This window comes from Marinobacterium sp. xm-d-579 (assembly GCF_013282935.1).
GTDB lineage: Bacteria > Pseudomonadota > Gammaproteobacteria > Pseudomonadales > Balneatricaceae > Marinobacterium_E.
In genome coordinates this window covers 57,065-70,355 of sequence record NZ_WBYP01000004.1, presented here as the reverse complement: position 1 = coordinate 70,355, position 13,291 = coordinate 57,065, and the positions used below count along the sequence as shown (strand labels likewise).

Below are 13,291 nucleotides of genomic sequence, written 5' to 3'. Positions count from 1 at the left end.
GCTTCGGCGCGGTTTTTTTATGCCTAAACAGGTATAGTTACCTGCTCTAATAATTTTATCTCTGCAGTAATTAGACCATGCTCGATTTCCAAGACGACGATCTTACACAGGCCAAAGTACCCCCTCACTCGATAGAGGCGGAGCAGTCGGTGCTGGGTGGCTTGATGCTCGACAACAACGCCTGGGACGTTGTGTCGGAAGTCTGTCTGGAACAGCACTTCTACACCGGTGGGCATCGCATGATGTTCCGCACCATGCAGAAGTTGATTGATCAGGGTCGTCCGATCGATGTGGTGACACTCTCGGAAGAGCTGGATCGTACCGGTGAGCTGGAGCGTGCTGGCGGGCTGGAGTACCTAGTTGATCTTGCGCGCAACACGCCAAGTACCTCCAACATTCGAGCCTACTCAGAGATCGTCCGCGATCGTGCCTTGCTGCGTCAAATGATTTCGGTCTCAACAGAGATCTCAGACTCCTCCTTCTTCCCAGATGGTCGTTCGGCCGATGAGGTTTTGAATGAGGCGGAATCTAAGATCTTTCAGATTGCAGAGAATCGTCCCAACCAGAGTGGCCCTCAATCGGTTAACCCACTGCTAAAAGCGGCCGTTGAGCGTATCGATGAGCTGTTCAGTAATGGCGATGCACTCACCGGTCTAACCACTGGATTTGACGACCTCAACGAGCGCACCGGTGGTCTCCAGCCATCCGATTTGATCATCGTTGCCGCAAGGCCCTCGATGGGTAAGTGTATTGTTTCAGGTTCACGATTAGTCGATCCGAAAACGGGTTCACGATTAACGATCGATGAGATGGTTGCCGATCAATATGGTTCAGTTACTTCAGTTAATGATCAGTTTAAGTTAGTGGAAGCCCGTGCTTCACAGTTTGTGGATGATGGCATTAAACCTGTATTTGAAGTCAAAACCGCACTCGGTCGTTCGATTAAAACAACGTTAACTCACCCGTTTTTAACGGGTAAAGGGTGGAAGAGGCTAGCCGATATTTCCACTGGTGAAAAAATTGGTGTGCCTAGGGTGTTGCCAATTTTTGGCTCGACTCCGTTGCCAGAGTATCAAGTGAAAGCCCTAGCTTATTTCCTGAGCGATGGCGGTACCACGCAAACTAACCCCATCTTTACTAATGTAAATAAAACCATTGTTGCTGACTTTAAACAGGCCGTTGAACAGTTTAATTCAGTTAAGGTGACTCGTACGAGTTACGATCATCGTGCGCCAAGCTACCGTGTTTCTGGGCGCTCTGAAAATACCAATCTAATGAGAGTTAGATTTGCAGCATATTTAGAAAACGCGATGCAAAGGTTTGGGCTCTCAGGTAAGGCGTTAGCCAATAGATTATCTCTCCAGCCGTCGACAATCAGTGCCTGGCGTAATGCCGTTTCTGTGCCAAATCCATTAGGTTACCAGTCCCTTTGTGATGTGTTTGGAAGCGAATTTCAACAGGAGACTCATGACGTTTATGAGTCTGGTTCAACGTTAATTAACCCGGTGACAGTGTTCTTGAAAGAGCAGGGTGTTTGGGGTTGTTTAGCGCATGATAAGGTTATTCCTGAAGCAGTTTTTAGCTTGCCAAAAAGTCATTTGAAGCTCTTCCTAAATCGTATTTTTGCATGTGATGGTGGAGTCTCATTCAGTTCAACCGGGCAGATTCGGATTAGTTACGGCAGTGCCAGTGAATCCCTAGCAAGTGATATTCAACATTTGCTTTTGCGTTTTGGAATTGTTGCCAAGCTAAGAACTAAGACGCACCACAAGCGTGACCAGTTCGAAGTTGAGCTGATTTCGCGCGAATCCATAGAAACCTTTATCAATCAGATAGGAATGATTGGTAAAGAGGATCGCCTTGCAAAAGCCAAAGCTGAGTTGTCATTAAAAAGATCTCACTCCAACCGAGATGCTCTGCCAGATTCAGTCAACGACTACATTCTTGAACTGAAAGGCGAGCAGAGCTGGCCAGATCTATTTGCACAGAAAGGGTTAGAGTGCCCGAATGGATTTAATCCACATTTACAGGGCGTAAGTAAGCGTTCGTTAAGTCGCCAAAAAGCTCGTTTTTATGCAGAGCTCTTTGATGATAGCTATCTGATGAGCCTCTCTAGTTCTGATCTTTATTGGGATGAGATAGTCTCGATTGAGTATGTTGGAAATGAGCAAGTTTATGATTTAACCGTCCCTGAACTACACAACTTTGTCGCTGAAGACATTTGTGTCCATAACACCACCTTCGCTATGAACCTGGTGGAAAACGCCCTGATGGGGGATGACAAACCGGTTCTAGTCTTCAGCCTAGAGATGCCTGCAGCTCAGTTGATGACGCGTATGTTGTCATCGCTTGGCCGAATTAACCAGACGCGTGTGCGAAACGGTCAATTGGAAGATGATGATTGGCCTAAGCTGACAGCGGCCGTCAATATGCTGAAGAACAAGCCTCTGTATATCGACGATCAGCCGGGTATCAGTCCTAACGAGATGCGTACCCGTGCCCGTCGTATTGTGCGTGAGCATGGTGAGATCGGCATGATCATGGTCGACTACCTTCAGTTGATGCAGATTAAGACCGGTAAGAGTGAAGGGCGTACCGCCGAAATCTCAGAGATCTCCCGCTCGTTGAAAGCGCTAGCCAAAGAGATGAACTGTCCGGTGGTCGCATTGTCGCAGCTTAACCGTTCCCTTGAGCAGCGCCCAAATAAACGCCCAGTGAACTCCGACCTTCGTGAATCAGGTGCGATCGAGCAGGATGCTGACGTCATCATGTTCATCTACCGTGATGAGGTTTACAACGAAGATTCGCCCGAGAAAGGCGTTGCTGAGATCATCATTGGTAAGCAGCGTAATGGCCCGATTGGTACCACCCGATTGGCCTTTATCGGTAAGTACACCCGTTTCGAGAACCTGGCACACAGCTACGAATATCCACCGGATGAGTAAACAGCAGGAAAGTGACTGGCTTTAGCCTGTCATCTGCTGTTGCAGCCTTTTCCAGAGATTCACTGTTTGTAGTGAGCGGATGACAGGCTGAAGCCAGTCACCAAGACCTTGGGAGCTCGCTGACACCGTCAATAAAACTCGGTCAGATGAAACGGCTCAGATGCTTTTAACGGCTTACACCACTCTACCAGTTTCGCTCTTTCGGTCGCGTTCATTTCTGGAAAGCGAAACTCTAAGTATTCAAGCGCACACAGTAATAGTATCTGGCCCATTCCAGGCGTGGCTCCAACGACTCTTGGCGGGTGTTCAGCGAGCTCATCTAACAGGCGTTCAATGGCTCGTAATCGACGAGTAGGTAGTACGCTGTTACGGTTCTCGTCAGTCGCCAGTGATTTGTTAAAGAGCATCATCCAGACGGTTGCATCGAGTAAACCGATGGCTCTGCCTGCCAGCGACATCTCTTGAATGGCTTGAGCATTGGGAAAAAGCGGAGGGTTGGGTGCGCGGCGCTCCAAGTACTGCATGATCAGCAGGGTTTCGGTCAGGGTAGTGCCATCATCCAGAATCAGCGTGGGGACTTTGACACTGGGGTTGGCCTGAACCAGTTCAGGAGTGTTTGATGCGGGATCAACCCAAACCATGCTGCACTCTGAGTCTAGCCCTTTAAGCATGATCGCGATGCGCACCGCCCGCGCGTAGGGTGAGGTAGGCGTCAGCATTAACTGCATGGCTAAGCCTCTTTCATCAGGTTGGCACGGAACTGCTCTGGCAACGTCACCACTTTGCGTGCGTCATAATCAAAGAAGACAATACCTGTCTTAACGTGCGCTATCTCGACGGCGGTCGCTTTGTTGGTCATTAGATAGAAAATATCGCAGCCATACTTGTTGAAGTCCCCGACCGTGATGTCGATCTGAATTTGGTCACCATGGAAGCCTTCCGCTTTGTAGACAATGGCGCTGTCGGTCATGATGATGCCTAATCCCTCTACATCCATCTCGGTGTAGCCATACTGTCTGAAAAAACGGGTACGCGCTTCGTGTACAAAACTCAGAACCGAGTCATTACCTAGGTGGTTGCCGTAGTTGATATCGCTGATACGAACATCCATTACCGTCGAAAATAGGTAGTTATCGGGCATATCAATTTTTATACGTGCCATGGGCTGTAAATCCTTCTTGTAACACTAATCCCTATATGAGAACTTAGACTGTTATCGCACACAGCACTAGTGCTTTTAAGGAAATCTTATGTCTTCTGCCTCAACCAATGTAAAACTCTACCCCGTTGCGCAAGCACTAGGGGCTTCGACCCCGCCGATCATCATCTCGTTGGGCGGTCTGGTCAGTCTCTCTCTTAATGCACCGCAAGATCTGATCACCATGCCGGTGTTTCTGTTCAATTTAGGTGTTGCGCTCAGTACTTTGCCGGCGGCCTTTATGGTGCGACAGTTCGGGAGAAAAGCGGCTTATCTGTTTGCCGCCATGGTCTGCGTATTGGCGGGTATTGTCGCGGGGACGTCGATCATCAACCAGTCGTTTATCTGGTTCTGTAGCGGCACCTTCTTGGCGGGTTTCTACGCAGCGCATGTTCAGAGCTACCGGTTTGCCATTACCGAAGGGGTGGCGAGTGAAGAGCAGGGTAAGGCGATATCACGCGTTATGATTGGTGGTCTAGCGGCTGCGATTATTGGTCCACAGGTCGTTGTCTGGACCGAAGGCGCACTAGAGGCGCAATATGCCGGTAGCTTCCTGTCGATGTCCGTGCTGGGTGTGTTGGCTATTGTGCTGCTGACACAGCTTAAACCGGTGGAGTCCGCCTCTAAAGCGAAGTCGAGTGGCTCAAAGCTGGAGGCGCTGGCGCTGCTTAAGCGCCCAGCCTATCTGACAGCGGTTGCTGCCGGTGTGGTCTCCTATGGCCTAATGGCCTTTGTCATGACGGCCGCACCTATCGCCATGGTCTCGCATGGTCACGAGGTGCATCAAGCGGCGCTGGGAATTCAGTGGCACGTGTTGGCGATGTTCGCGCCGAGCTTCTTTACCGGGAAATTAATGGCTAAGTATGGCAAAGCGCGTATCACAGCCATAGGGCTTCTACTCATTGCGCTCTCTGGATTAATTGCGCTGTTTGGCTTGGAGCTGACCCACTTCTGGGGTTCGTTGATTCTGTTGGGTATCGGTTGGAACTTTGGCTTCATTGGTGCGACGGCGTTGGTGGCGCAAAGTGTTCCGGAAGAGGATAAGAGTGTTGCCCAAGGTTTAAACGACTTTTTGATCTTCTCCATTGTGGCGGTCGGCTCGTTTATGTCCGGTTTGCTGCTCAACTCGACCAGTTGGCAGGTACTTAATCTGGTGATCTTCCCGACTGTTGCGTTGGCGCTTGGTTTGATGCTGTTTAATCAAAAGCGTTCTAGTTGAGGATAAGTTGGCCTGAAAATTGCTTAGCTCTATTTAGGGCTTTATTAAGCTATTTTAGCTCCATCTGTCTTAAATGAGCCTTGTTATTTTGCAAATTCTCTCTATGTATTTGCAATTTGCAACGCAAAATAGTTAAAAGTTGGTTGATATATGAACAGTGCTTCAAAAACGATTTATGACAAGTTAGCGATTAAAGTCGCCTTTTTTATGGTGTTGCTATCGCTGCCAGCACTTGTGCTGAGCCTGTGGGGCGCTATCGCTATTGATGGTGCGTTCGGGCCAGTGATGGCCCAGGGTGTCTTGTTCATCTGTTTGATCATCGCGTCGCTGCGTTCTATTCCGCTGCGTTATCAGCACCGACTAATGATTTCGATCCTGGTTATCTTTATAGCGGGTGCAGTGGCAACGCTTCGTTATTCAAACCCAACGGTCGGTTATACCTACAGCCTGATCATCACACTGTTGATGTGTCTGTTGCTTCCTCGTTTTGCGGTCTTTGCTCTCTTGGCTTGTATTAATGCTTTGGTAGGCGCTGTTGCCGTTTTGATCTTTGATCTGTCAGTGGTTCGAGTGCTGCTTCAGTTCGTCACCTTTACCGGGTTGACGATCATTGGGCTTGAGGTGTTGTTTCAACTGTTAAGTCAACATATGAACTCTAATAAATGGATTGAAGAGGAAAGTGCTCGACAAAAGGTGGTCTCATCTGAGGCTAACATCGGTTTTTTTGAATACGGTCTGGAAACCGGGCTTTTAAAAGGGGATGCCGTCAATTCATCTCGATTCGGTCTGTCGAAGTCTGATGCCCCGATAGTGTTTAGCGACTATACGCACTGCTTTCCAGAGGAGAGTCTGGCAGCTATTAGTGAAGTGGTTGATAAACTAGTCAAAGGTCCGGTAGGCACTCATACGAATTTTGTTCACGATATGCGTATCCAGCCAAGTGGAGTGTTGTGTCATTTTAAAGTGGTCGGTCATTCCATAGAACGTAAGGGTGAAAAGCTATTTATCGGTGTTTCAATTGATATTACTGAAGAGGTTCAGTTCTCCAAAGAGGCCGAAGACTTAACCGATCAAATCAATCTTGTTTCAAATGTTGGTGGCGTTGGTCTTATCGAATTTTTCCCAGATACTCGCACCTTTAAGTGTAATTCTCAGGTATCTGCGCGTTTAGGGGTTGAACACTCAGAGTCAGAGCGCGACATAGAGCTTTTTTATGCTCACCAAACGGAAGAGATTCGCGCTCTATTTTTGACCCCACGACAAGCCCTAGCTGAGTCATCAAATGGTGAACTGCAATCTTTTGTGCATCCGTTTTACTTGGCTAACGGCGAATTGCATTACATGCGCGTATCACGCATCAAGCGGGAGCTGAACGGTCGCACAAGTTTCTTGGGACTTTCGCTGGATATAACCGATGAGGTGCAGGCCAAAGAGCAAGCAGAGAAACAGGCGGAGCAGTTAAACCTGCTAGCGATGAGTGGCGAGGTCGCCTACTTCGAGGTGGATCTTGAGCGCGGTCTGATAGACGGCAATCCACTTCTGAAACAACGCGCCGGACTGCCTGCCGATGCGCCGGCGTTTCCGATGGCTGAGATTGTCTCAAGTATTCCTGTCGAGGCTCGAGCCGAGTTCGAATCCAATGTACAGCGTGCTATCGAAGCGGGCCTGGGTGGTGTGACTACCTTTGAGCACCCCTACTACAAACACGATGGTGAATTGATCTATGTGCGTGTCACCGCCACCACGCAGATGCGCCACGGCCGGTTGCATGCGCTGGGTGCTTCGGTAGAGATCACTGAGGCTGTACGAGCTCGGCAGCAGGCTGAGAAACAGGCAGAACAGTTACGTCTCATCACTGAGCAGGGCAAAGTTGGTCTTTATGAGTTTGATCTTGAAAAAGGGGTTATGCATGCGAACTCGGTATTGTGCGAACGTTTTGGGGTTGATCCGGAGCTAGGTGAGATCTCCCAAGAGGTAATGATTGATAATCTCGCTGAGGAATCAAGAGCCAGCGCGCTTGAGCATATTGAGCGGGGCAAAACTGCACCTGAAGGATACTTTGCAACATCGACGGTTGATCATATCTTTAGCGATGGCTCCGTTCATAAGATTCGTATCTTCGAGAAGCTTGAGCGTCGTCAGGGTCGTCCATTTTATGTGGGGGCCTCAGTGGATGTTACGGACGAGGTAGAGGCCCGTGAGCAAGCTGAAACTGCAATGTCCAAGCTCGCCCAAGAACAGGATCGCCAGGCCCAGATGTACGCCGTAATTGGCCATGAATTGCGCACCCCTGCGGCCAGTCTGCAGATGATGCTCGATGATCTTGAAGAGGGAGAGACGCTGGATAAAGCCCTTGTCGAAAGCAATATTGAGCATCTTTTGGGTGTGATCGATACTTTGCGTGCAGTGGCTCAGCCGGAACGTATGGCGCAAGCCGCATTTAAAGATGTTGTGATAGATGAAATGCTCACGGCTCAGGTTGCAAACCTGTCGGGTCTTGCAGAGCGATCGGGTGTCGAACTTACCGCGGACTTATCGAATTTAACCAGTGACTCAGTTCATATTCAGTCTTCGTTGCTCAGACAGGTCACCGCGAACCTCATTAAAAACGCCATCATTCACTCGGGTGGGGATAAGGTTCAACTCCATGCTAGTGGCGAACTAAAAGGGAATCACACCAAGGCGTTGACGATTCGAATCTCAGATAACGGTAAGGGTATTGCTGAGTCTAAAATAGATACTCTGTTTGAGGCATATCAACGCGGTGACACTAACGCAGAGGGAACTGGCTTGGGTCTGTTTGTCTGCAAAGAGATAGTGGCTTTGATGGGCGGGGATCTTCATTATGAAACCTCTGAACAGGGCGGCGCTGAATTTGTGATCGAGTTAGTGGTCAATCTATCCAAACAGACTAGTGAAACTCCAGTGCCGATCGATAATCCACTGGAGGGTAAGCGAGTCTTGATGGCAGAGGATAATAACGTCATCCAGATGCTAACCGCCAAGATGTTGAAAAAGCAGGGCGCTAGTGTGGTTGTTAACAGCGATGGCCAACAGGCCCTAGACGCCTATGCCGAGGGTGCTTTTGATCTGGTGTTGTCTGATATCTTTATGCCGGAACTGGATGGCTACGGTCTAGTGAAAGGGCTGCGTGAGAGAGGCTATACTGGCCCCATTGTCGGTCTGACGGCAGCCACCATCGGCGCAGAGACCGATCTTATGTTAGAGGCCGGCGCTGATATCGTGATCTCTAAACCGATCGAACTGGCTAAACTCCAAGCCTTCTTGATTGAGTATGACAAATAAGCAGTGCAGTAAGTGAGTTCAGACAATAAAAAACGGGCCCTAGAGGCCCGTTTTTGTCAGTTTGAAAGGTTATTTCAAACCGAGAATGCGTGCAGCGTTCTCTTTCATGATCAGAGGTTTTACCTCCTCTTTAACGTCGAGTTTTTCGAAGTCAGCAATCCAGCGATCAGGTGTGATGACAGGCCAGTCAGAACCAAACAGCATCTTCTTCTTAAGCATACTGTTCATGTACTGCAGCAGGATTGGTGAGAAGTACTTCGGAGACCAACCAGATAGATCCATGTAGACGTTTGGCTTGTGTGTCAGTACTGACAGCTGCTCTTCCTGCCATGGGAAGGCTGGGTGTGCCATAACGATGGTCATGTCTGGGAAGTCTGCAGCAACATCGTCAAGGTAGATCGGCTGTGAGTACTTAAGACGCATGTTCATGCCACCAGGTGCACCCGCACCGACACCGGTCTGGCCGGTGTGGAATAGGGCGATAGCACCCTCTTCAGCAATCGCTTCGTATAGAACGTACGCTGAGCGATCGTTCGGGTAGAAGCCCTGCATGGTTGGGTGGAACTTAAAGCCTTTCACACCAAACTCACGTACAAGGCGGCGCGCTTCACGAGCACCTAAGCGGCCCTTAGCTGGGTCAATAGAGGCGAACGGGATGAGGATGTCATCATTCTCAGCACAGATGCGTGCTACCTCTTCGTTTTCGTAACGCTTAAAGCCGGTGTTGCGTTCTGCGTCTACTGGGAAGATAACCGATGCGATCTTGCGCTCACGGAAGTAAGCCGCTGTCTCATCGGGTGATGGCATCATGTTGTGGCCAGCGGGGTTCTTGAAGTACTTCGCAAAGGCTTCTTGGAACTCAAAGTAGCCATCATCACGATCACAAGAGCAGGGCTCTTCCGCGTGTGTGTGGAAGTCGATGGCGATGATTTCGTCTAGATTAATCATTCTCTATCCCCTTAAAGTGAGATCACGTGGTCATCGGGTGACTCAACGTATAGTGATTCCATTATATCAGCACGGCGAGCCATGACAGCGCGCTGGTTGATTGAGCCTTTATCAGTGATCTCGTTACCATCAATCGATGGCAGTTCAGACAGTACTGTGATGCGTTTAACACGTGTTGAACTACCGGTACTGGTGCCCGCCATCTGCTCAAGACGTTCAGCCATCACCTCTTTAACGTGAGGTTGAGCAACCAATGTTTCGTTGTCCATCTCTTTGCCACCAGGAACCAGCGCCTGAAGGTGAGCCCAGTCTGGGAAGATCATCGCTGCAATGTAACCACGGTCACGACCACAAATTACCGCATCTTGCACGTAAGGTGCGAAGTGGTGGATCAGTGAAGCACGCAGTGTGCCTACGCTGACCCAAGTACCGGTATCGAGTTTAAAGTCTTCAGAGACACGGCCATCAAACAGAAGGCCGCGGTTAGGTTCGTTCGCGTCGATCCATTTAACCGCATCGCCTAGACAGTAGAAGCCCTCTTCATCGAACGCTTTCTTAGTCTGCTCTTCGTTACGCCAGTATCCAGGGGTGATGGTAACCGCTTTCACGCGGATTTCTGTTTTGTCACCGTTAGGGATGAGCTTAAGCGTGATGCCGGGTGCTGGGCTGCCAACAACGCCTGATGCAGACTCTTCAACGGATGCGAACAAGACAGACGGTGCCGTCTCAGTGGCGCCAAGACCTGTCACCATAGGTACTTTCTTACCAGTGTGTTCAACCGAAAGCTCGTCAAGCTGATCCCAGACGTGCTGAGCTAGGCCAGCACCGGCGAAGAAGAACATCTTCAAGTTTTTGAACAGCGATTTAGCGATTTCAGGGTTCGCTTTTAGCTCTTTCGCCATCAACTCGTAGCCTTTAGGCACATTGAAGTAGATGGTTGGCGAAATCTCTTTGAGGTTCTCCATAGTGTGGTGAATCATCTTCGGTACCGGTTTACCTTCATCAATATAGAAAGTACCACCGTTGTAGATCGCCATACCGATGTTCTGGTTACCACCAAAGGTGTGGTTCCATGGTAGCCAATCCAGAATAACGGGCTTCTCATCTTTCAGGAATGCGTAGACCGAACGCACCATCTCTTGGTTTGCACAGATCATCTGCTGAGTGTTGATCACCGCTTTTGGCATGCCGGTTGAACCGGAAGTCCATAAGAACTTTGCGATCGCATCACCAGTTAGAGCGGCGTGTGTTGCGTCAGCTTCTGCTGAAGCTTCGCAATTGAGCGCCAGGTCAAGGTGGGTCACATCATAGCTTAAGCCATCCGTTGCGTGGTCTGCTGAACAGGTCAGTACTGGTGCTTTATCGATGTTAACCGCGTCAATGGCATCACGGTAAGGACCTAGGTTATCGGTAAAGATAAGACCCGGTGTCAGTGTGTCAAAGACGTGACGCAGTTTGCCGTAGTCGCTCGAGATTAACGAATATGCAGTCGAGATGGGTGAGAAAGGTACACCGATGTACATCGACGCTAGAGCAACCAATAGGTGTTCTGTCGAGTTGCCTGACAGGATAACCACTGGGCGATCGTTGCTCAGGTTTTGCGACAGCATCCAGCTGGCAATTGAACGTACACGCTCAAGTGTCTGTGCGAAGGTGAGTGATTCCCACTCACCATTTTCACCGCGCTGGCTGATCAGTACAGTGTCTGGGGTCTCTTTAGCCCAGTGAACCAGTTTATCGGTTAGCTTAACTGGGTAGTCAGCCAATGGCTCTGCACTGGTGACGTATTGCACGCCTTCGGCAGCGTTCTCAATCGTCACGCCGAAGTCGTTGATATTTACTGAATGAAATTCTGCAGTCATTTTTATCTCCTGATGCCTAATGCATCTAAGCGTTAAGCATCAAATTTGTAGTCCGCAATTCCGTCAGCTGCGGAATTGAAGTTAGCCACTTTTGCATACACCTGAGGTAACTGGTGCGCATTGTAGAACTTGGCTAGCGCGATCATGTTGCCAAAGAACTCTGGATCGTTGCTCTGTTCAGCAGTTGCTTTCAATGCAATCTCGCCAAGTTGCCATGCTGTCAGTAAGAAGCCCAGTGCATCCAGCATTGGGACTGCGCCAGCATTCAGTTGCAGTAGATCAGCCTCTTCAGCCAGCAGGGCAGGGAGGGTGTCACGAACGGCTGCGGTTGCTGCGGTAAGGTCCTGGCCCAGTTTGGCAAGATCCGTGTTTGCAGTGAGCTCATTAGCGACAGCATCGATCTCTTCAAGTAACTGAGTCAGTGCTACACCCTTATCCATACGAATCTTACGGAACAGCAAGTCGCTACCTTGAACACCGGTAGTACCTTCGTAAATGGTCGTGATGCGAGCATCACGCATAAACTGTGCAACGCCCGTCTCTTCAACAAAGCCCATGCCGCCAAATACCTGAATGCCGGTACCGGTCATTAGGTTGGCCTGTTCGGTCGCGAAGGCTTTAAAGATTGGAGTGAGTAGTGCAATACGCGACTCTGCTGCAGCTTTTTCAGCTTCGTCCGTTGCGTGTTCTGATTGATCAAACAGTGCTGCGATTAGGTAACCTAACGCGCGCTGACCAGTCGCAAATGACTTCATGGTCATTAGCATACGCGCAACATCGGGGTGCTGTGCGATGGCTACGCGACGCTCACCAGTAGCAAAGTGACGACCCTGTGGACGTTCAAGTGCATATTCACACGCCTGCTGATATGCGATTTGAGAAAGAGCTACACCCTGTACACCGACAGATAGGCGAGCTTCGTTCATCAGAATGAACATTGCCATCAAGCCTTTGTTCTCTGGACCGACTAATTCGCCGAAACAGTTGTCCTTGTCACCGTAGCTCATTGAACAGGTCGGGCTACCGTGTAGACCGGTTTTGTGTTCGATGCCGGTACAGACAACGTCGTTAAATTCACCCAGTGAACCATCGTCATTAATACGGTAAGTGGGTACAGCAAATAGAGAGATGCCACGGCTACCTTCAGGAGCATCGGGTGTGCGAGCTAGAACAAAGTGAACCTTGTTCTCAGTCATGTCGTGCTCACCGTAGGTGATGTAGATCTTTTGACCTTTAATTAGGTATTGGCCGTTATCCTGAGGAATCGCTTTGGTTTTGAGCTCACCCAAGTCAGTACCAGCGCTAGGCTCAGTTAAAGCCATGGCAGCAGTCCATTCGCCGGTGATGAACTTCTCGATGTAACGAGCTTTCTGCTCTTCCGTGCCGAACTTCATTAGGATTTCGCTACAGCCCTGAATGACTGCGTGGAACATAACAAACGAAAGGTTAGCGCTATGCCACATCTCGTTAACAGGCTGCGCGATGAATTTAGGCAGCTCCTGACCACCGAAATCCATAGGTAGGGCTAGGCCCATCCAGCCGTCTGCTGCGAACTGATCGAACGCCTCTTTCCAACCGGTAGGTGTGAAGACTTTGCCATCTTCAAAGCGACAACCTTCGTTGTCACCCACAGCATTCATTGGCGAAAGCGATTTTCCAGCCAGTTCACTGGCCGCTTCTAGAATGGCTGCCACAGTATCGGCATCGAAATCAGCCAAAGCTTCATTGGCGTTCAGACCGGTATTTTCAACAGCGTTCTGAACCAAAAACTGCATCTCTTTTAGCGGAGCTTGATAGTCACTCATCGTTAACT

Annotated in this window: 8 protein-coding genes; 3 read left to right on the top strand and 5 right to left on the bottom strand. The window is 49.6% G+C overall.

Features of this window, described 5'->3' with window-relative positions:
- Positions 1-77 precede the first annotated feature (77 nt).
- A complete protein-coding gene (gene dnaB / locus XMD579_RS09390; protein WP_173506291.1) occupies positions 78-2,945 on the top strand; it encodes a replicative DNA helicase in 2,868 nt (955 codons plus the stop codon).
- Between the two features lie 128 nt (positions 2,946-3,073).
- On the opposite strand, the gene XMD579_RS09385 is transcribed toward dnaB, so the two are convergent.
- Entirely contained in the window at positions 3,074-3,673 is a 600-nt protein-coding gene (locus XMD579_RS09385) for a glutathione S-transferase family protein (RefSeq protein WP_173506290.1), read from the bottom strand.
- Positions 3,674-3,675: 2 nt separating this feature from the next.
- A complete protein-coding gene (locus tag XMD579_RS09380) occupies positions 3,676-4,107 on the bottom strand; it encodes a thioesterase family protein (protein WP_173488678.1) in 432 nt (143 codons plus the stop codon).
- 88 nt (positions 4,108-4,195) lie between these two features.
- Here XMD579_RS09380 and XMD579_RS09375 point away from each other — a divergent pair, with 88 nt between their 5' ends.
- Both XMD579_RS09375 and XMD579_RS09370 read left to right on the top strand, forming a co-directional pair.
- Complete coding sequence (locus tag XMD579_RS09375; protein ID WP_173506289.1) at positions 4,196-5,362, top strand: MFS transporter; 1,167 nt, start codon at positions 4,196-4,198, stop codon at positions 5,360-5,362.
- Between the two features lie 150 nt (positions 5,363-5,512).
- Entirely contained in the window at positions 5,513-8,668 is a 3,156-nt protein-coding gene (locus tag XMD579_RS09370) for a PAS domain-containing sensor histidine kinase (RefSeq protein WP_173506288.1), read from the top strand.
- Positions 8,669-8,737: 69 nt separating this feature from the next.
- Here the strand turns inward: XMD579_RS09370 and XMD579_RS09365 are convergent, their stop codons facing one another.
- From XMD579_RS09365 to XMD579_RS09355, 3 genes are read right to left on the bottom strand one after another with little or no spacing between them, the layout of a single operon-like run.
- Positions 8,738-9,616, bottom strand: a complete 879-nt coding sequence (locus tag XMD579_RS09365; protein ID WP_173481225.1) for an amidohydrolase family protein — start codon at positions 9,614-9,616, stop codon at positions 8,738-8,740.
- An 11-nt stretch (positions 9,617-9,627) separates the two neighbouring features.
- Positions 9,628-11,478 (bottom strand): feruloyl-CoA synthase, encoded by a 1,851-nt coding sequence (locus XMD579_RS09360; protein ID WP_173506287.1) that lies wholly within the window; start codon positions 11,476-11,478, stop codon positions 9,628-9,630.
- 32 nt (positions 11,479-11,510) lie between these two features.
- Positions 11,511-13,283 (bottom strand): acyl-CoA dehydrogenase, encoded by a 1,773-nt coding sequence (locus XMD579_RS09355; protein ID WP_173506286.1) that lies wholly within the window; start codon positions 13,281-13,283, stop codon positions 11,511-11,513.
- Positions 13,284-13,291: the final 8 nt, after the last annotated feature.

Coding starts and splice junctions, on each gene's coding strand:
- dnaB (WP_173506291.1), top strand. CDS start 78: ATGCTCGATTTCCAAGACGACGATCTTACACAGGCCAAAGTACCCCCT.
- XMD579_RS09385 (WP_173506290.1), bottom strand. CDS start 3,673: ATGCAGTTAATGCTGACGCCTACCTCACCCTACGCGCGGGCGGTGCGC.
- XMD579_RS09380 (WP_173488678.1), bottom strand. CDS start 4,107: ATGGCACGTATAAAAATTGATATGCCCGATAACTACCTATTTTCGACG.
- XMD579_RS09375 (WP_173506289.1), top strand. CDS start 4,196: ATGTCTTCTGCCTCAACCAATGTAAAACTCTACCCCGTTGCGCAAGCA.
- XMD579_RS09370 (WP_173506288.1), top strand. CDS start 5,513: ATGAACAGTGCTTCAAAAACGATTTATGACAAGTTAGCGATTAAAGTC.
- XMD579_RS09365 (WP_173481225.1), bottom strand. CDS start 9,616: ATGATTAATCTAGACGAAATCATCGCCATCGACTTCCACACACACGCG.
- XMD579_RS09360 (WP_173506287.1), bottom strand. CDS start 11,478: ATGACTGCAGAATTTCATTCAGTAAATATCAACGACTTCGGCGTGACG.
- XMD579_RS09355 (WP_173506286.1), bottom strand. CDS start 13,283: ATGAGTGACTATCAAGCTCCGCTAAAAGAGATGCAGTTTTTGGTTCAG.